The 18,055-nt window shown below is 64.3% G+C and carries 15 protein-coding genes; 6 read left to right on the top strand and 9 right to left on the bottom strand.

The window, feature by feature from the left end:
• Positions 1–40 precede the first annotated feature (40 nt).
• From leuS to C0V82_RS11890, 3 genes are all read right to left on the bottom strand, one after another.
• Positions 41–2,626, bottom strand: a complete 2,586-nt coding sequence (gene leuS, locus C0V82_RS11900) for a leucine--tRNA ligase (protein WP_102112533.1) — start codon at positions 2,624–2,626, stop codon at positions 41–43.
• A 164-nt stretch (positions 2,627–2,790) separates the two neighbouring features.
• On the bottom strand, positions 2,791–3,309 hold the full coding sequence (locus tag C0V82_RS11895; protein ID WP_102112532.1) for a DUF3576 domain-containing protein: 519 nt from the start codon (positions 3,307–3,309) through the stop codon (positions 2,791–2,793).
• A 364-nt stretch (positions 3,310–3,673) separates the two neighbouring features.
• Positions 3,674–4,900, bottom strand: coding sequence for a glycosyltransferase family 4 protein (locus C0V82_RS11890; RefSeq protein ID WP_102112531.1), 1,227 nt, complete (start codon positions 4,898–4,900; stop codon positions 3,674–3,676).
• Positions 4,901–4,918: 18 nt separating this feature from the next.
• On the opposite strand from C0V82_RS11890, the gene C0V82_RS11885 reads away from it, so the two are divergent.
• Together C0V82_RS11885 and C0V82_RS11880 are read left to right on the top strand one after the other, a co-directional pair.
• Positions 4,919–5,698 (top strand): alpha/beta hydrolase, encoded by a 780-nt coding sequence (locus C0V82_RS11885; protein WP_245924079.1) that lies wholly within the window; start codon positions 4,919–4,921, stop codon positions 5,696–5,698.
• A 33-nt stretch (positions 5,699–5,731) separates the two neighbouring features.
• The gene (locus tag C0V82_RS11880; protein ID WP_102112529.1) at positions 5,732–7,456 is read left to right on the top strand and encodes a sensor histidine kinase; all 1,725 of its coding nucleotides are present in this window, start codon (positions 5,732–5,734) and stop codon (positions 7,454–7,456) included.
• A gap of 7 nt (positions 7,457–7,463) precedes the next feature.
• On the opposite strand, the gene xth is transcribed toward C0V82_RS11880, so the two are convergent.
• Complete coding sequence (gene xth / locus C0V82_RS11875; RefSeq protein WP_102112528.1) at positions 7,464–8,258, bottom strand: exodeoxyribonuclease III; 795 nt, start codon at positions 8,256–8,258, stop codon at positions 7,464–7,466.
• A gap of 216 nt (positions 8,259–8,474) precedes the next feature.
• Between xth and C0V82_RS11870 the strand changes: the two genes are divergently transcribed.
• Both C0V82_RS11870 and ilvD read left to right on the top strand, forming a co-directional pair.
• The gene (locus tag C0V82_RS11870; protein ID WP_158659884.1) at positions 8,475–9,689 is read left to right on the top strand and encodes an MFS transporter; all 1,215 of its coding nucleotides are present in this window, start codon (positions 8,475–8,477) and stop codon (positions 9,687–9,689) included.
• A 141-nt stretch (positions 9,690–9,830) separates the two neighbouring features.
• On the top strand, positions 9,831–11,690 hold the full coding sequence (ilvD, locus tag C0V82_RS11865) for a dihydroxy-acid dehydratase (protein ID WP_102112526.1): 1,860 nt from the start codon (positions 9,831–9,833) through the stop codon (positions 11,688–11,690).
• A gap of 72 nt (positions 11,691–11,762) precedes the next feature.
• Here ilvD and C0V82_RS27790 read toward each other — a convergent pair whose 3' ends face one another.
• Positions 11,763–11,897, bottom strand: a complete 135-nt coding sequence (locus C0V82_RS27790) for a hypothetical protein (RefSeq protein WP_281262353.1) — start codon at positions 11,895–11,897, stop codon at positions 11,763–11,765.
• A gap of 510 nt (positions 11,898–12,407) precedes the next feature.
• Positions 12,408–13,694: an isocitrate lyase gene (aceA, locus tag C0V82_RS11860; protein WP_102112525.1), complete on the bottom strand. Its 1,287-nt coding sequence runs from the start codon at positions 13,692–13,694 to the stop codon at positions 12,408–12,410.
• Between the two features lie 249 nt (positions 13,695–13,943).
• Here aceA and C0V82_RS11855 point away from each other — a divergent pair, with 249 nt between their 5' ends.
• Complete coding sequence (locus C0V82_RS11855) at positions 13,944–14,336, top strand: hypothetical protein (protein WP_102112524.1); 393 nt, start codon at positions 13,944–13,946, stop codon at positions 14,334–14,336.
• Between the two features lie 4 nt (positions 14,337–14,340).
• Positions 14,341–15,783, top strand: coding sequence for a helix-turn-helix domain-containing protein (locus tag C0V82_RS11850; RefSeq protein WP_102112523.1), 1,443 nt, complete (start codon positions 14,341–14,343; stop codon positions 15,781–15,783).
• Here C0V82_RS11850 and C0V82_RS11845 read toward each other — a convergent pair whose 3' ends face one another.
• The 3 genes from C0V82_RS11845 to C0V82_RS11835 are packed head-to-tail and all read right to left on the bottom strand — an operon-like array spanning position 15,784 to position 17,952.
• Entirely contained in the window at positions 15,784–16,539 is a 756-nt protein-coding gene (locus C0V82_RS11845) for a gamma-glutamyl-gamma-aminobutyrate hydrolase family protein (protein WP_102112522.1), read from the bottom strand.
• Between the two features lie 17 nt (positions 16,540–16,556).
• Complete coding sequence (locus C0V82_RS11840; protein WP_245924078.1) at positions 16,557–17,201, bottom strand: LolA family protein; 645 nt, start codon at positions 17,199–17,201, stop codon at positions 16,557–16,559.
• Positions 17,202–17,232: 31 nt separating this feature from the next.
• Positions 17,233–17,952, bottom strand: a complete 720-nt coding sequence (locus C0V82_RS11835; protein WP_102113396.1) for a carbonic anhydrase — start codon at positions 17,950–17,952, stop codon at positions 17,233–17,235.
• Positions 17,953–18,055 lie beyond the last annotated feature (103 nt).

Genomic DNA, 18,055 nt, shown 5'->3' with positions numbered 1-18,055 from the left:
CAGAAGGTTGAACCAAGCCTCAACCTCCCGACCCCTTTACTCATACAACAATATTCACAATGCGGTTCGGCACCACGATGATCTTGCGCGGTTCCTTGCCGTCCATGGCACGCTGCACATTCGCGTCGGCCAGGGCCGCCTCCCGCGCCACGGCTTCGGCGCAGTCGCGAGCCAGGGTCAGGGTGGCGCGCAGCTTGCCATTGACCTGTACGGCCACGGTTGCGCTGTCATCCACCAGCAGGGCGGGATCGGATACAGGCCAGTTCCGGTCGACCAGCAGGTCGCCATGGCTCAGCTCTTCCCACATCTGCTGTGCCAGATGCGGCATCACGGGCTGAACGATCTGCGCCATATATTCCAGCGCCTCACGCGCGGCCCAGGCCTCGTCCGCCGGTACCTCGCCCTTGGCCGCCATCTTGGACAGGGCATCGCCCAGTGCGTTGGTGAAGGTGCGCAGCTTGGCAACAGAGCTGTTGAAGCGGTAGCCCTCAATATCCTCACCCACCGCCGCCGCCGCCTTGTGTGCGGCGCGGCGCAGGGCGGTGGCATCGGCGCCGAAGCTATTCGGGGCCGCGGTACCGGCGGCAGGCAGGGCAAAGCCCGGCTCCGTCACCAGACGCCACAGGCGGTTGATATAGCGCCAGGCGCCATCAATACCGGCCTCGGTCCATTCCAGATCGCGGTCAGGCGGGCTGTCGGACATCATGAACAGGCGGGCGGCATCGGCGCCATAGCTGCCGATGATGCCCTCCGGGTCCACGACATTCTTCTTGGACTTCGACATCTTGATGACGGGGCCGACCGTGACGGGGGAGCCGTCGGCGATCTTTGTGGCCTTGGTCCCCTGGATATCCACATCCACGGGGAAGACCCACTTGCCATCGGCATCCTGGAACGTGGCGTGCGTCACCATTCCCTGGGTGAACAGGCCACCGAACGGTTCCGGCAAGTCCAGATAGCCGACATGGGACAGGGCGCGGGTCCAGAAGCGGGAATAGAGCAGGTGCAGAACCGCATGCTCGATGCCGCCGATATAGTTATCGACGGGCAGCCAGTATTTCACCAGCTCCTTGTCGAAGGCCACCTGCTCGTTACGCGGGTCGGCAAAGCGCAGGAAATACCAGCTCGACTCGATGAACGTGTCGAACGTATCCGTCTCCCGCTCCGCATCCTTGCCGCAGCAGGGGCATTTGACATGCTTCCAGGTGGCATGGCGGGCCAGCGGGTTGCCGGCGGCGTCGAAGGTGACGTCGGCGGGCAGGGTGACGGGAAGCTGGTCTTCCGGCACCGGCACCACGCCGCAATCCGGGCAATGGATGATGGGGATGGGGCAGCCCCAGTAGCGCTGACGCGAAACGCCCCAGTCGCGCAGGCGGAACATGGTCGTCCCCTGCCCGCGGGCCAAGCTCTCAATCTTTGCGACGGCGGCCTTCTTGCCCTCTTCCACGGACAGACCGTCCAGGAAGTCGGAATTGCGGATGCTGCCGGGGCCGGTATAGGCCTCATTCCCCACAGCGAAGGCGGCAGGGTCCTCGCCATCGGGCACCACCACGGGCTTCACGGGCAAGTCGTACTTACGCGCGAAGTCCAGGTCGCGCTGATCATGGGCGGGGCAGCCGAAGATGGCGCCCGTGCCATATTCCATCAGCACGAAGTTGGCAACATAGACGGGCAGGTTCCAGCCCTTGACGAAGGGATGTTCCGCCGTCACTGGCGTGCGCCAGCCCTTCTTTTCCGCCTGTTCCAGCGTGGCTTCGCTGGTGCCCATGCGGTTGCATTCGGCGATGAACTCGGCCAGACCCGCATCGCTCTCGGCCAGCTTGCCAGCCAGCGGATGGTTGGGGCTGATCGCCACGAAGGATGCACCGAACAGCGTGTCGGGCCGGGTGGTGAACACCTCCAGATCGGCGTGCCCATCGGAAAGCTGGAAGAAGAAGCGGCAGCCCGTGGACTTGCCGATCCAGTTCTCCTGCATGATGCGGACTTTTTCCGGCCAGCGATCCAGCGTGGTGATGGCCGACAGCAGCTCGTCCGCGAAATGCGTGATCTTCAGGAACCACTGGGAGAGCTTGCGCTTTTCCACCAGGGCGCCGGTGCGCCAGCCGCGCCCGTCGATCACCTGCTCATTGGCCAGAACGGTGTTGTCCACGGGGTCCCAGTTGACCCAGCTTTCCTTGCGATAGGCGAGGCCCGCCTTCAGGAAATCCAGGAACATCTTCTGTTCGAACCGGTAATATTCCGGCCGGCAGGTGGCGATCTCGCGGTCCCAGTCGATGGCCAGACCCATGGTCTTCAACTGGCCACGCATGGCCTTGATGTTCTCATAGGTCCAGGTACCGGGATGGGTGTTGCGCTCCAGCGCGGCGTTTTCCGCCGGCAGGCCGAACGCATCCCAGCCCATCGGGTGCAGGACGTTGAAACCCTTGGACCGCTTATAGCGGGCGATCACGTCGCCGATGGTATAGTTGCGCACATGGCCCATATGGATGCGCCCCGACGGATAGGGGAACATCTCCAGCACATAGGTCTTGGGCTTGGACGGATCGGCGGTGACGGCGAAGCTGCGGCGTTCTTCCCAGACGGACTGCCACTTGGCTTCGGTTTCGCGGACATTATAGCGGGACATGGGTCGGAACCTGTCGAACGGGTGTCGCTTCGCCGGGCGTCACCCGTGACAGGGGCCGATGCCCGGCGGCTCGGAATATCGCTCTGCGATCACTATCATAAACGCCGAAGGCCGGCGAAGGCCGGCCTTGGCATGGCTGAACCGCAAACTGCCGGAAAACGGGATCAGTTGCTGGGCGCAGCCGACTGCTGACGTAGCTGACGGGCGCGGGTCAGGATCGTGTCTTCCAGCTGCGTGCCGGTTTCCGCCGTCACCGGCGCGTCGATCCATACACCGTTCTTCAGTTCCTGGCGGAACACGGTGGCGCGCACGCCATCGGCACGCAGGGCTGCGTCCAGGATGTAGAGATTGACCTTGAACCGCTCGCTTGGCGTGGCCGGCGGGCTGTACCAGTCGGTCAGGATGACGCCGCCATAGGGGTCGGCCTGAACCAGCGGCATGAAGGTCACGGTGTCCAGGGCAGCGCGCCACAGGAAGGCGTTGACCGTCACGGTGCCGGCCGGGCGGGCAGCGGCGTTCATGCCTGCCGCCCCGCCATTGTTCTGGCGCAGGATCTGGGTGTTGGGGGCCTCAGGCTCCCCGCCGAAACCCAGGCTGTCCAGCGCGCCGCAGCCGGAAAGACCCAGCGCCAGGGCGCCCAACAGGGCGGAACGACCAATCACGGACAGGGCACGCAAGGACATGGGAAGACCACCCGGATAACGCCAGCGGATATATGGAGCCATCCTTAGAGCAAAAAAGCCGGCACTAGGCAAGGCCGGGCGGTTCGCCCCTTGGACGGAGTTGCTGCTTACACGGTAATCAAGGCGGGATTCAGGCGGGGAAAAATGCACAAACCCGGTTTCGTGATGCCCTTATGAAACATTATGCAACACAAAACTGGGCGGTGTTTCACGGGCAACGGCTCCACACGCTCCGAATGGCGGCGGCATCGACAGCCGGAGGACGTGATTTGGGTGAGAATGGACCGATGGTATCAGATACCGACCGTAAATGCAGGAGTTCCAATCACTGATCGTGCTCTGAACGGCTTTCCTGACAGGCTATTCAACCCAACAGCTCTGCATAGACCGCCAGAGTGGCGGCGCACATACCGGCCTTGGTGAAGTTTGCCCGCACATGACGCATGCCGTCCAGGCCTACCGCCTGACGCTGCAGCGGGTCCAGGTCGAGGGCGGCGCGGATGGCGCCGGCCAGGGCGTCGGGATCGTTGGGGGGCACCACCAGGCCGGTTTCGCCGTTGATCACGGTTTCCTTTACCGCGCCGAGGTCGGACACGATCACCGGGCGGCCCATGGCCTGGGCCTCTGCGATCACGCGGCCAAAGGCTTCGGGTTCGATCGACGCATTCACCACCACGTCGGACAGCATATAGGCCGCTGCCATGTCGTTGCAGTGGCCGGCGATGGTGACCTGCCCGCCCAGGTTCAGGCGGCGGATATGATCTTCCAGTTCCTGGCGATAATGGTCGCGGCCCTGTTCATCACCGACCAGAACGGCGCGTACATCGCTGCGCCCCAGGCGTGATATGGCCTCGATCAGCACCCCCTGCCCCTTCCAGCGGGTCAGGCGACCGGGCAGCAGCACGATGCGCTGATCCTCCGGCAGGCGCCATTGCTGGATCAACTGCGCCATGCGGGCCTGGGTCACCTTGTCGGGCGACATGATATCGACATCGACACCGCGATGGATCAGGCGCAGCCGGTCCGCCCCAACGCCATACTCCGTGGCCACATGCTCATAGACGAAACCCGACACGGCGATGATTCGGTCGGCCTTGGCCATGACGCTGTTGTACCATTTCTTCACCCGACCCTTGAAATTATAGGGCGCGTGGAAGGTGGTGACGAACGGGATGTCGGCGCGTTTGGACGCCCAATAGGCGCTCCAGGCCGGCGCGCGGGAGCGGGCATGGATCAGATCGACGCCATGCTGCTTGATGATGTCCGTCAGCCTGGCTGCGTTGCGCCGCATGGTCAGCGGGTTTTTCGACTGCACCGGCAACTGGATATGCTTGGCGCCATACCGGTCCAACTCACGCGCCATCTGTCCACCGGCGGAAACCACGATGGCCGTGCCGCCCGCGCGCTGAATAGCAGCGGCCATGTCGATGCAGCCGCGTTCCGCACCGCCCGTGACCAGGGTGGGGATCACCTGCAGAATGACGGGCTTGCCACCGCCGAACAGGCTGGCGGCATCAAGGCCGGGATTGTCCGGCGTCACATCGCCGTCTAGGGTGCCGGCTATGGTGCCGGCGTCAGCTTGGGGCGGCATGGGCGGAATTTCGAACGAATGAACGGGGCAGCCATGGAAGGCGAGGTGCCGATACATAGCCTGGATCGGGCCGGAACCGCCATAGCCTATCGCCAGAGCCCTGGTACAGGGCCGGGCATCATCTTCCTGACGGGCTTCCGGTCCGACATGGGCGGGGCCAAGGCGGTGGCGCTGGAACGCTGGGCACAGGCCCAAGGCCGGGCCTTCATCCGCTTTGACTACCATGCCCACGGCGCCAGTGGCGGCGATTGGGAGGACGGGTCCATCGGGCGCTGGCGCGATGATGCCCTGGCCGTGCTGGACCGGGTGGCGCAGGGGCCGCAGATCCTGGTCGGGTCCTCCATGGGCGGCTGGATCACGCTGTTGCTGGCCTTGGCCCGACCTGACCGGGTGGCGGGGCTGCTGGGCATTGCCCCGGCCCCCGACTTCACCGAACGCATGATCCGCCCGCGCCTGGGGCCGGCGGAGCTGGAAGCTTTGGAACGGCATGGGCGGTTCATTGCGCCGTCGGCCTATGACCCCGCCGGATACCCGATCACGAAACATCTGCTGGATGAGGCGCAGTCCCATCTTCTGTTGGCCAAGGGGAGCAACCCCATCCCCATCCGCTGCCCTGTCCGCCTGCTGCACGGGCAGTGCGATCCCGACATTCCTTGGCAGACCAGCCTGGATCTGGCGGCGGCATTGGAGAGCGACGATGTGCGTGTCACCCTGGTCAAGGATGGCGACCACCGCCTGTCGCGCGATGCGGACCTGTCATTGATGCTGCAACTGGCAGGCGAACTGGCCACCGCGTGACGCGGCCTGTACCGCGTGCTATAGAAGCCTTTAATGGGACAGCAAACCCGAGACAGGGGTGGCCGCTCCGGCCGCTCGATGGCCCTGTTGGGCCGTACCGGCATCAACCTGCTTTCGGCTATGGTGCTGGGCGGGTTGTGGCTACTTGTCGGCTGGCAGATCCATTCCTCCTATCTCGACGCCCTGGCCGATGCTGAGCGTGACACAGCCAACCTGACCCGCGCCTTCGGTCAGCATGTCAGCCGTACCGTCAGTCAGGTGCAGCAGTTGCTGCAGGAAGTGTCCGACCGGGTGGAGGCGGGATATCCCGCCGATCTGGAGGTAATGCGCCGGCGCGTGGCGGGGCTGGACCGGGTGTCGAAATTCCTGGGCATCATGGATGCGCGCGGCATTGTGGTGGACGCGACCCGGCCCGGCGCGGTCGGCCTGGACATGTCCGACAGCGATTATTTCCGGCAGGCGACGGAACCGGGATCGCCGCGCCTGGGCTTTGGCAAGCCCATCATCGGGCGCACACCGCTAATGTCCTCCATTCCCTTCTGGGTGCGGGTGGAGGCACCTGATGGCAGCCTGATCGCGGTCGTGGTGGGCGATGTTCTGTCGGAATATTTCGCGGGTTTTTTCAGTGCGGTCGATCTGGACCTGGGCGCCATCGCCACCTTGATGGACCTGGACGGCACCGTCTATGCGCGCGGTGCGTCGACCCCCGGCATTGTTGGGCAGTCCTATCCCGACCTGCCCGATGTGGGGGCGGCGCGTGAAGGCGACGGCCATGGCATCATCCGCGCCGTCAGCCCCATTGACGGCGAGGATCGTATCGCCAGTTACGAGCTGCTGCCCGGCACGCGGCTGCTGGTGTCGGTGGGCCAGGATATCGACCATGTGCTGCAGCCCTACCGTCAGTTCCGAAACCAGATCCTGCTGCAGGGCGTGTTCGGCACCATCCTGGTGCTGGCCCTGGTGGTGCTGGTCCGGCGTTATGTCGCCAAGCTGGAAGCCAGCGAGACGGCGGCCCGCATGGCGCGGGCGGAGGCCGAACAGGCGACCGCTGCGAAATCACAGTTCCTGGCTGTGGCCAGTCATGAGCTGCGCACGCCCTTGAACGCTATCATCGGCTTTGCCGAAGTGATGGTTCACCGTATCCACGGGCCTATGGGCAACCCCAAATATGCCGAATATGCCGAGGACATCCGTGGTTCCGGCCTGCATCTTCTGGCCCTGATCAATGACATTCTGGATCTGTCGAAGATTGAGGCCGGCAAGATGGATCTGCGGCTGGAGGTCGTGGACCTGCCGACCCTGGCGGCGGAATGCGTGCGCCTGATGCGCGGGCGGGTAGAGGCGGCGTCACTGGACCTGCGTGTCGTCTCCTCTGGGGAGAAGGCACCGTACCTGCGCGCCGACGCCATGAAGATCCGGCAGGTATTGCTGAACCTGATCAACAATGCCGTGAAATATACACCGTCGGGCGGCACCATCACGGTCGCGGTGGAACGTGACCCGCTCTGGCCCGACGATTACATGGTAATGCGGGTGACCGATACCGGCTGTGGCATGACGCCGACCGAGGTGGCGCTGGCCCTGGAACCGTTCCGCCAGATCAACAGCCATCTAGCCCGCACAGGTGAGGGCACGGGCCTGGGCTTGCCGGTCGCCAAGTCACTGGTGGAACTGCATGGCGGCTCGCTGTCCATCGACAGCGAGCCGGGTGAGGGAACGACGGTCAGCATCCGGTTGCCGACGCGCCTGCATGTGTGAAGGCTGATCAGATATCCAGGTCCACGATGACCGGCACATGGTCACTGGGCTTCGGCTCCCACCCTCGCGCCTCGCGCAGGATGTTCTGGCCCTTCAGGGAGGGTGCCAACGGCGGGGTGACCCAGATATGGTCCAGGCGGCGGCCCTTGTTGGACAGGTTCCAGTCCGCGGCGCGGTAGGACCACCAGCTATACAGCTTCTGATCCGCAGGCACAAAATGGCGGACCGCATCGACCCAGTTCAGGCTGTTCTGCAGGGCCGTCAGCTTCTCCACCTCGATCGGGGTGTGGGAAACAACGTCCAGCAGCTGCTTGTGCGACCAGACATCATGCTCCAAGGGTGCGATGTTCAGGTCGCCCACCAGGATCATGGGCTGATCGGGTGACCGCTTCTCCTGGAACCAGGCCTGCATCTCCTCCAGGAACTGAAGCTTGTGGGCGAACTTGTCGTTCAGTGCCGGGTCGGGAATGTCACCGCCGGCGGGGATATAGAGATTGTGGATCTCCACCCCGTTCTCCAGCGTGGCCAGGACGTGGCGACAATCCTCCTTGCCGCAGGAATGGCGGATGTCGCGCGAGGTAAAGGGGATGCGCGACAGGATGGCGACGCCGTTATAGCTCTTCATTCCATGGATATGGATATGCTCATACCCTCGCGCCTTGAACTCCCCGCGCGGGAAGGCGTCATCCACCACCTTGGTTTCCTGCAGGCACAGGACGTCGGGTTGCTGTTCGTCCAGCAGCTTGCCGACAATGTCGATGCGCAGGCGGACGGAGTTGATGTTCCAGGTGGCGATACGCACGGGGAGGGCCTCGGAGCGTCGGTGACGGAAGGCAACAGGATTAGGCGGGCCGGGCGTCCCTGTCCAGACCGGCGAAGGGCCTGAGCGGGGTTCAGCCATACCGGCCCCCGTCTTGCCGCAGGCTTCACGGGCATGATATCGATTCCAACACCGGCCTCTTTCCGGTTCGGCCTGACCCGTTGCGTATGGCCGGCATCGCCCCCTGCCCCGCGGATCATGACCCCTTCCCGCCCCCGTTCCAGTTTGCCGGCCGCCCTGATCGCCATGGCGTTCCTGGCCTTCATCAGCCTGGGCCTGCCGGATGGGCTGCCCGGTGTGACATGGCCTTTCATCCGGGAAACCTTCGACCGGCCGCTGGGCAATCTTGGCATTCTGCTGATCTGCGGCACGGGCGGTTACCTGTTCTCCGGTTTGGCCGGGGGCAGCATTGTGCGCCGCATGGGCCTGGGTGTTGTCCTGACGGTCAGCAGTGCCGCCATGGTGGCCAGCCTGGCCACTTATGCCCTGACGCCGTCCTTCTATCTGTTGATCCCTGCCGCCATTCTGGGCGGGCTGGCCAGCGGTGCCATCGATACAGGCATCAATCTCTATGGTGCCCGCCGTTTCTCCCCCCGCGTCATGAACTGGCTGCACGGGTCCTGGGGCCTGGGTGCCACCGCCGGTCCGCTGTTGATGACGGCTTCCATTACTCTGGGGGCCGGCTGGCGATGGGGCTATGCCCTGATCGCCCTGATCCTGGCCGGTATGGCGGTGATGTTCCTGGTCACCATGCGGCGGTGGGAAGAAAGTAAAGATGCGGGTGGCGATGGCAACGGCACGGCGACGGCCATCGCCCCCTTTACTGACGCGCTGCGCCACCCGGTGATCTGGCTGAATGTCGGCCTGTTCATGGTCTATTGCGGGGTGGAGATGGCGGCGGGGCAGTGGCTGTTCACGCTGCTGACGCGCCAGCATGGGATCGATGTCGGCACTGCCGGCACCATTGCGGGCCTGTACTGGGGGGCGCTGACCTTCGGGCGGCTGGTGTTCGGGCAGGTGACGGCGCGGGTGCGGCCGCTGAACGCCTTGAGGGCTGGCCTTGCCATTGCCCTGGTGTCGGCCCTGCTGTTCGCGTGGTTCCCCACGCCTGCCGTAGGCATGGCGGCGGCACTGGGCCTGGGCTTCGGCCTTGCCCCCACCTTCCCCACGCTGGTCTCCCTGACCCCCATCCGCGTGGGGGATGCCATCGCCCCGCACGCGGTTGGGTTCCAGATGACGGCGGCGGGTGCCGGGGCGACCCTGATCCCGGGGGCGCTGGGCTGGCTGGCGCAGCATCTGGGGCTGGTGGTGCTGCCGGTCTGGCTGCTGCTGGGCATGGTGCTGCTGATCGGCCTGTCGGAATTCGCCGAACGGCTGGTCCGCCGCCGCGCCGCCCTGGCCCGGACAGCCTGAACCGCTTCTTGAACCGCTCCCCAACGGGGGCATATACGGGTTGCAGGAATGTTGGATGCGGTTTGATGGCTGCATTCATATTATTCTGTCCATCAGCGATCCATTTTTGAAATCTTCGAACAAGCCTGAAGGAAGACCCCCGTGCCGCAGCTTCGTTCCCGCAAAAGCACCCATGGCCGCAACATGGCCGGCGCCCGTGGCCTGTGGCGCGCCACCGGCATGAAGGACGAGGATTTCGGCAAGCCCATCGTGGCCATCGCCAATTCCTTCACGCAGTTCGTGCCCGGCCATGTGCATCTGAAGGATCTGGGCCAGCTTGTCGCGCGTGAAGTGGAGTCGGTCGGCGGTGTGGCCAAGGAATTCAACACCATCGCGGTCGATGACGGCATCGCCATGGGCCATGACGGCATGCTCTATTCCCTGCCCTCGCGCGAGGTGATTGCAGATGCGGTGGAGTATATGGTCAACGCCCATTGCGCCGACGCCTTGGTTTGCATCTCCAATTGCGACAAGATCACGCCGGGCATGCTGATGGCGGCGCTACGCCTCAACATCCCGACGATCTTCGTGTCCGGCGGCCCGATGGAGGCCGGCAAGGCGCAGGTGAAGGGCAAGGAAATCGCCATCGACCTGATCGATGCCATGGTCGCCGCTGCCGACGACAAATATACCGACGAAGAAGTGAAGGTCATTGAGCGGTCGGCCTGCCCGACCTGCGGTTCCTGCTCCGGCATGTTCACGGCCAATTCTATGAACTGCCTGACGGAGGCGCTGGGCCTGTCGCTGCCCGGCAACGGCACCACGCTGGCCACCCATGCCGACCGCCGCCGCCTGTTTGAGGAAGCCGGTCGCCGCATTGTCGGTCTGGCCAAGCGCTATTACGAGCAGGATGATGACGGCGTGCTGCCGCGTTCCATCGCCACGTTCGAGGCGTTCGAGAATGCCATCGCGCTGGACATTGCCATGGGCGGATCGACCAATACGGTCCTGCACCTGCTGGCCGCCGCACATGAGGGTGAGGTGAATTTCACCATGGCGGACATCGACCGCCTGTCGCGCCGCGTGCCCAATATCTGCAAGGTGGCCCCCGCTGTCGCCGATGTGCATATCGAGGATGTGCACCGGGCCGGCGGCATCATGGCCATCCTGGGCGAACTGGCGCGCGGTGGCCTGCTGCATACCGATGTGAAGCGGGTGGATGCTGACAGCCTGGCCGAGGCGCTGGCCCGCTGGGATGTGGCGCAGACCAACAATCCCGAAGTCGCGCATTTCTACAAGGCCGCACCCGGCGGCGTGCGCACGACCGTGGCCTTCAGCCAGGCCAGCCGTTATCAGGAACTGGACCTGGACCGCGCCACGGGCGTCATCCGCTCCGTCGACAATGCCTTCTCCAAGGATGGCGGTCTGGCGGTGCTGTTCGGCAATCTGGCGGAAGAAGGCTGCATCGTGAAGACGGCGGGCGTGGATGCCTCCGCCCTGGTTTTCGCCGGTCCGGCCCGCGTGTTCGAAAGCCAGGATGCCGCCGTCAGCGCCATCTTGGGCAACCGCATCCAGGCCGGCGATGTCGTTCTGATCCGGTATGAGGGGCCGAAGGGTGGGCCGGGTATGCAGGAAATGCTGTACCCGACCAGCTATCTGAAATCGAAGGGGCTGGGCAAGGTCTGCGCCCTGATCACCGATGGCCGCTTCTCCGGCGGTACCTCGGGCCTATCCATCGGCCATGCCAGCCCGGAAGCCGCCGAAGGCGGCACCATTGGTCTGGTGGAGGAAGGTGACCGGATCGAGATCGATATCCCCAACCGCCGCATCCATCTGGCCGTGTCGGATGAGGAACTGGCCCGTCGCCGCGCGGCGGAAGAAGCCAAGGGCGTGGATGCCTGGCAGCCGTCGGCCCCGCGTGAACGCGTCGTGTCCCAGGCACTGAAGGCCTATGCGGCCCTCACCACCTCCGCCGCCAAGGGTGCTGTGCGTGACGTCGGGCAACTGACGCGGCGGAAGTAAGCGGGTCTGATGTAATGGCTAGGGGGGGCCGTTTGGTCCCCCTTTTTTTGTCCCATTGCCAGGCTTTGCTGCTCACTCCTCTCCCCCAAACCACACAAACATCACGCTGTCGCCCACACTGACGGCAACCCATGCGGCTTCTGCGTCGGCGATCGCCGGTGTCATCACCGGTTCGTCGTCCAGAACAAGGGGGGTGTAACCATCCATGGGCATCTCCTGATGTAAAAGGGTGGAGGAGGGCCAGATAAGACAAAGCACCGCCCACCTCTGTCGCGAGGGCGGAACGGTGCGTTGCCATCCTGGGATCGGGGGTGGGGTCCGGGTGCGGGCCGGACCCCAGAGACGACGGGAGAGAAGAGCGCCCACCATCGCCTGTTCTGTTTGTTTGAAAGGGCCCCATGGCCGGTACGATCCGGCGGGGTCGGCGATCCATCGCGCCGTCCACCGGCTTTCCGCCGCCCCCTCCCATCCAGCGCGGAGGGTGGCAGAAAGGTTCCAGCCTGGGGGGCCAAGAGCCAAGGGAAGGATGCAGCCCCTTCCCCCGGCAGACCCGCCACCCTGTTCAGGAAGGGCAGCGGATCAATACGATAATGTTCCCTCAAGCGCCGGGCGCCGCCATCCGGCGGCTTGGCTTACGCGGCATGGGCCGCGCGGCGGCAGTCGCCGCCGGAGTGCCCCGGCCACGGCCGGGATCACTCGGGGGAACCTCTGAACCGATCAATGGAACTGATCGGTCTCGGTGCTGTCCTTCATGGCGGTGGTCGACGACGTACCGCCCGAGATGGCAACCGCCACCGCGTCGAAGTAGCCGGTGCCCACTTCGCGCTGGTGCTTCACGGCAGTGAAGCCCTGCTCGGCGGCAGCGAATTCACGCTGCTGCATCTCGGAGTAGGCGGCCATGCCGCGTTCCTTGTAGCCCTTGGCCAGTTCGAAGGTGGCCAGGTTCAGGCTATGGAAGCCCGCCAGGGTCACGAACTGATACTTGTAACCCATGGCCCCCAGCTCGGCCTGATACTTGGCGATGGTCGCATCGTCCAGGTTGGCCTTCCAGTTGAAGGAGGGCGAGCAGTTATAGGCCAGCATCTTGCCGGGGAACTTCTTGTGCACGGCCTCGGCGAAGCGGCGCGCCTCGTCCAGGTTCGGCTTGGAAGTTTCCCACCACATCAGATCGGAATAGGGGGCGTATTCCAGGGCACGGGCGATGCAGTAATCGACGCCAACACCCTTCTTGATGCGGAAGAAGCCTTCCGGCGTGCGGTCATTGCGGTCGATGAAGGGGTGGTCGCGCTCATCCACATCGCTGGTGATCAACTGGGCCGACTCGGCGTCGGTGCGGGCAACCACCAGGGTGGACGTGCCGCAGACATCGGCGGCCAGACGACCAGCATTCAGGGTACGGATGAACTGCTGGATCGGGATCAGCACCTTGCCACCCAGATGGCCGCACTTCTTTTCAGATGCCAACTGGTCTTCGAAGTGAACGGCAGCCGCACCGGCCTCGATCATGCCCTTCATCAGCTCAAAGGCGTTCAGCGGGCCACCGAAACCGGCTTCGGCATCGGCGATGATGGGCGCGAACCAGTAGGTATCGCCCTTGCCCTCGGCGGTCTGGATCTGATCGGCGCGCTGGAAGGCATTGTTGATGCGCTTCACAACGGCGGGGACGGAATTGGCGGGGTACAGCGACTGGTCGGGATACATTTGCCCCGCCAGATTGGCATCCGCCGCGACCTGCCATCCAGACAGATAGATGGCTTCCAGGCCGGCTTTGACGTGCTGGAGGGCCTGATTGCCTGTGAAGGCGCCCAGCGTGTGGACATAGGGACGGGTGTGCAGCAGTTCCCACAGGCGGCGGGCGCCCATTTCGGCCAGCGTGTACTCGATCTTCACCGACCCGGACAGGCGACGCACATCCTCAGCCGTGAAGTCGCGCTTGATACCGTCATAGCGCTTGGCGTGGATGGCGGCGAGATCGATGCTCTGGGTCTGGTCCAACGGGGACATGTCTCAACTCCTGGCCTGGTGGGGCTCTCTGGTGTCTCGTGCGGGCTGCTTTTTGTTTCCGCCACCTTGTTCCCGATACCGAGTTTGGTGTGCAGTGCAGCGCCGTTGAGGTGAACATGGACCCAGGACATAAAATGATCAATAGAGTGAATTTCGTAAAATAGTATTGCTGTCACAGTCTGTAATGCCAATTGCTGTCATGTTGTAAAGTCTGTAAATTAAAGGGGTGAAGCGGCGGAGGTCGGTGCCATGAAGAGTATCGCGGACAAGCTGGGCTGGAAACCAGGCAGGCGGGCCTGGATGCTGAACACCCCAGAAAATCTTCGGGAAATCATTGGTTTGCCGGCAGAACGACCCGATGGCGACATTGACCTGATGCTGGGCTTTGCGGTGGATGTCGCGGCCCTCGGGCCCCTGGCCGACCGTATGCTGCCGATTTACAAACGCGGTGGGGCCTTCTGGGTGGCGCATCCCAAGAAAAGCGGGTCGATCCGAAGCGATCTCTCCCGCGATGCGGGATGGGACCGGCTGACCCGCGAAGGCATGATCCCGGTGACCCAGATCGCGATTGACGATGACTGGTCCGCCCTTCGGTTCCGCTATCGGGACGAGGTGAAAATGATTACGCGCAAGGAAGGCTGACCCCATGTCCGACAAGAAGGCCATGTTGGGCCACAAGGTCCGCCGCCTGCGCCGTGACCTGAAGATGACACAGGCACAGATGGCGGAGGAGATCGGGGTCTCCCCCTCCTATCTGAACCTGATTGAGGCCAATCAGCGCCCGCTGACGGTACCGCTGCTGCTGAAGATTGCATCGGTCTATGGCATCGACATGGCCAGCTTTGCGGAAGATGATGAGACGCGGCTGGTGGCGAGCCTGCGGGAAGTGTTTGCCGATCCCCTGTTCGAAGCCGGCGATATCAAGGCCCAGGACATGAAGGAGGTTGCGGCGGCGGCCCCTAACCTGGGCCACGCCATCGTGTCGATGTACCGCGCCTATCGCGAAGCTCGGGAGGATCTGGGGGCGCTGGCGGAGAAGGTGGCCGACCGCGACAAGTTGCAGGTCATGGGCGCCCAGGCCTTTCCGCAGGAGGAAGTGTCGGAATTCTTCCAGGCTGAACAGAACCATTTCCCCGATCTGGAGATCGCGGCGGAAAGCCTGTGGATCGATGGCGATCTGGATAGCGGCAATCTCTATGGCACGCTGTCGGCGCATTTGCAGAAAAAGCATGGGGTGCGGGTGCGCCTGATGCCCATCGATGTGATGGGCGGGGCCATCTGCCGCTATGACAGGCATTCCAAGCGCGTTCTGATCTCCGAAATGCTGGACCCGGCGGGCCGCACCTTCCAACTGGCCAGTCAGGCGGCCCTGCTGGGGCAGGCGGCGCTGCTGGATGCGGCCGTCTCACGCGGGTCGTTCAGCCATGACGAGTCTCGCCGGCTGGCACGGGTGGGGCTGGCCAATTACTTCGCATCGGCCCTGATGATGCCCTATGGCCGGTTCCTGACGGCGGCGAAGGAGGTGCGGTACGACATCGAAATCCTGTCCCGCCGCTTCGTCGCCAGCTTTGAGCAGGTCTGCCACCGGTTGACGGCGCTGCAACGGCCGGGGGCCAAGGGCGTGCCTTTGTTCTTCGCCCGTGTCGATCCCGCCGGCAACATGTCGAAACGGTTCAGTGCGGCACCCGGATTCCATTTTGCGCGTTTCGGTGGGGCGTGCCCGCGTTGGCATGTGCATGACGCTTTCCGGCGGCCGGGGGAGATTCAGACACAGCTGGCCCGTATGCCCGATGGTACCGCCTTCTTCTCCATCGTACGCACGGTGGAGAAGCCGGGCGGCGGCTGGAAACAGCCGGCGCGGCAATTCGCGGTGGCCATCGGGTGCGATCTGGCCCATGCAGCACAGCTGACCTATGCCGATGGCCTGGACCTGTCCAACATGGAAGCGGCCACACCTATTGGGGTCAATTGCCGCGTCTGCCCGCGCCTGGACTGCACCCAGCGCGCCTTCCCACCGCTCTCCCACCGGCTGGCGGTGGATGAACATATCAGGGGCGTGTCGAGCTATGTCAGCGTGGGGGCGGTGTAATCACCGGCCCGCATAGGCTCTGACGGCGTCGCCAAAGGCCGACAGCAGCGCCGCGTAGGGCGGGTTTTCCCAGAAGCGCCATTCCGGGTGCCATTGCACGCCCATGGCAAAGCCGGGACCGCCCGTATACCGCACGCCCTCGATCTGCCCATCGGGCGCTACCGCTTCAATGGCCAGAGCGTCGGCGATGCGGTCGATCCCCTGCTGATGCAGGGAATTCACCATCATCTCCGACAGGCCCGTGATGCGGGCGAATTCACCGCCTTGTGTCAGGGTCACGGGATGGACGGGCGCATACTGCACCTCCACCGGCGCTTCCTTCGGCTCCCGGTGGTCCATGCGGCCCGGCACCTCCTGAATACGCGGATGCAGGGTGCCGCCCAGCGCCACGTTCAGTTCCTGAAACCCGCGGCACACCGCGAAAACTGGAATACCGCGCGCCAGGGCGCCTTTCAGCAGCGGCAAGGTGGTGGCGTCGCGGGCGGGGTCCAGCGGCGGGGTCAGCATCGCGTCGGGCAGGCCATAAAGGCCCGTATGCAGGTTGCTGGGGCTGCCCGTCAGGAACAGCCCGCCCAGCCGGTCCAGAAGCCCGTCAACATCCCACCAGTCGCCCAGGGCCGGGATCAGCATCGGCTGACACCCTGCCCCATGACTGACAGCGCGGATGTATTTGTCGCCCACCACATGGAACGGATGCGGGCCCAGTTCACGCGCGTCGCAGGGCAGGCCGACCAGCGGTTTGGCGGAACGGGTCATCGGGCAAGCTCCGTCGCTTAATCACGTTCCCGGCGGCGGCCGGATTCACGGAAATAGAACTGATCCTTGTCCAGGCTGACGCCGAATTGCGGGTTCTGCAAGGCCACTTCGGTGGTCCGGTCCTGCGCGTCCAGCACCCGCCATTTGCGAAGGCCGAAGGGCTTTTCCTCAAACACCAGGGTCAGGCTGCCCTGGCCGGGTTCCTTGGTCTGGACCAGGGTCACCTCCAGCACGCCGTCATCCTGGCCCATGCGGGTCACGGTCACGTCGCCGGACAGGCGGATATTATCGCGCAGCAGGAAGTCGGCCAGCGTACTGCCGATGGGGGCGTTCTGCTGCTCCTTGACCTCAGCGTCCCAGAAATAGACGAAGCGGCCATCGGCGACGATGTAATTGCCGTTCTCGTTATAATCGATGCGCATGCGACCGGGGCGCAGCAGCTGGAACGTGCCGGTCGCCATGGCCGCGCCATCGTCGCTGGACTGGATGAACTGCGATTTCAGGCTGCGGATATCGTTGAGATAGGCCTCCACCGCCGGCAGGCGGGCCTGTTCCTCCGCCGACAGGGCGGGCGGCGGTTGGGCCTTGCCCTTGGTGGGGGCGGCAGCGGCGGGAAGCGACAGGGCGGCGGCGGCCAGAAGGCCCAGGATGATCTTGCGCATGGACATGTTCTAGCCGCCGATCATGGCCGGATTATGTATGGGCCGCCGTCTCTTCCGCCTGACCGTCAACGGCGGCGGCGGCGGTGGCGGACAGGGCCGAATGGGTGGAATGGAAGCGCGGGCGCGGCGGGGATACGGGGTGGAACTGGCCCGTGGCATTGTCCAGCACATGCAGTTCCGCATCGGCCACGTCGAACAGCATGCCGCACAACAACAGGCGGCCTTCCCGTTCGGCCTCTGCGATCCAGGGGAAGGTGCGCAGATTATCCAGCGACAGCCGGACCACGGCACGTTCCAGTTCCGGCAGGTCGGTTTCCGCTCCTGCCGGCTGCCCCTCGCGCAGTTTGGCCAGGGCGGGTTCGGCGATCGACATCCAGTGATCGACGAAGTCCGACTTCTGGTCGCTGCGGTCCTTTGGCAGGGCGGCAACACCACCGCACTGGCTGTGGCCCATGACCACCAGCAGCTGCACGCCCAGTTCGCGTACCGCGAACTCCAGTGCTGCCGACGTACCGTGGTAATCCTGGTTGGGCTTATAGGGCGGAACCAGATTGGCGACGTTCCGGACAACGAAAAGGTCGCCCGGCTGGGCCGCGAAAATCAGGGTCGGGTCGACGCGGCTGTCACAGCAGGTGATCAGGGCGGCCTTCGGCTTCTGGCCGGCCCAGGCCAGCGTGCGGAACAGGCCCCGCTGCTGCTTGAAATTCGTGCGCCGGAATTCCCGGAACCCTTCGATCAGGTCCTTCAGCATGGTGCGCCCCGCATTTACGGAAGGTTGGTAGACCGGACTGTGCGCCCGCAACATGACGGTACGGAAGGTCGCTGTCCAGACCAGTATGACGCTTCCATGTCAT

The sequence above is a fragment of the Niveispirillum cyanobacteriorum genome (assembly GCF_002868735.1).
Classification (GTDB): Bacteria; Pseudomonadota; Alphaproteobacteria; order Azospirillales; family Azospirillaceae; genus Niveispirillum; species Niveispirillum cyanobacteriorum.
This window is presented reverse-complemented; position numbering and strand designations above follow the sequence as displayed.

What these genes read in the sequence shown, in the direction of transcription:
- C0V82_RS27790 (WP_281262353.1), bottom strand. Translation starts at nt 11,897, where the DNA reads ATGGATGGTTACACCCCCCTTGTTCTGGACGACGAACCGGTGATGACA.
- C0V82_RS11870 (WP_158659884.1), top strand. Translation starts at nt 8,475, where the DNA reads ATGACCCCTTCCCGCCCCCGTTCCAGTTTGCCGGCCGCCCTGATCGCC.
- C0V82_RS11895 (WP_102112532.1), bottom strand. Translation starts at nt 3,309, where the DNA reads ATGTCCTTGCGTGCCCTGTCCGTGATTGGTCGTTCCGCCCTGTTGGGC.
- C0V82_RS11885 (WP_245924079.1), top strand. Translation starts at nt 4,919, where the DNA reads ATGAACGGGGCAGCCATGGAAGGCGAGGTGCCGATACATAGCCTGGAT.
- leuS (WP_102112533.1), bottom strand. Translation starts at nt 2,626, where the DNA reads ATGTCCCGCTATAATGTCCGCGAAACCGAAGCCAAGTGGCAGTCCGTC.
- aceA (WP_102112525.1), bottom strand. Translation starts at nt 13,694, where the DNA reads ATGTCCCCGTTGGACCAGACCCAGAGCATCGATCTCGCCGCCATCCAC.
- C0V82_RS11855 (WP_102112524.1), top strand. Translation starts at nt 13,944, where the DNA reads ATGAAGAGTATCGCGGACAAGCTGGGCTGGAAACCAGGCAGGCGGGCC.
- C0V82_RS11850 (WP_102112523.1), top strand. Translation starts at nt 14,341, where the DNA reads ATGTCCGACAAGAAGGCCATGTTGGGCCACAAGGTCCGCCGCCTGCGC.
- C0V82_RS11835 (WP_102113396.1), bottom strand. Translation starts at nt 17,952, where the DNA reads ATGCTGAAGGACCTGATCGAAGGGTTCCGGGAATTCCGGCGCACGAAT.
- C0V82_RS11840 (WP_245924078.1), bottom strand. Translation starts at nt 17,201, where the DNA reads ATGCGCAAGATCATCCTGGGCCTTCTGGCCGCCGCCGCCCTGTCGCTT.
- C0V82_RS11845 (WP_102112522.1), bottom strand. Translation starts at nt 16,539, where the DNA reads ATGACCCGTTCCGCCAAACCGCTGGTCGGCCTGCCCTGCGACGCGCGT.
- C0V82_RS11890 (WP_102112531.1), bottom strand. Translation starts at nt 4,900, where the DNA reads ATGCCGCCCCAAGCTGACGCCGGCACCATAGCCGGCACCCTAGACGGC.
- C0V82_RS11880 (WP_102112529.1), top strand. Translation starts at nt 5,732, where the DNA reads ATGGGACAGCAAACCCGAGACAGGGGTGGCCGCTCCGGCCGCTCGATG.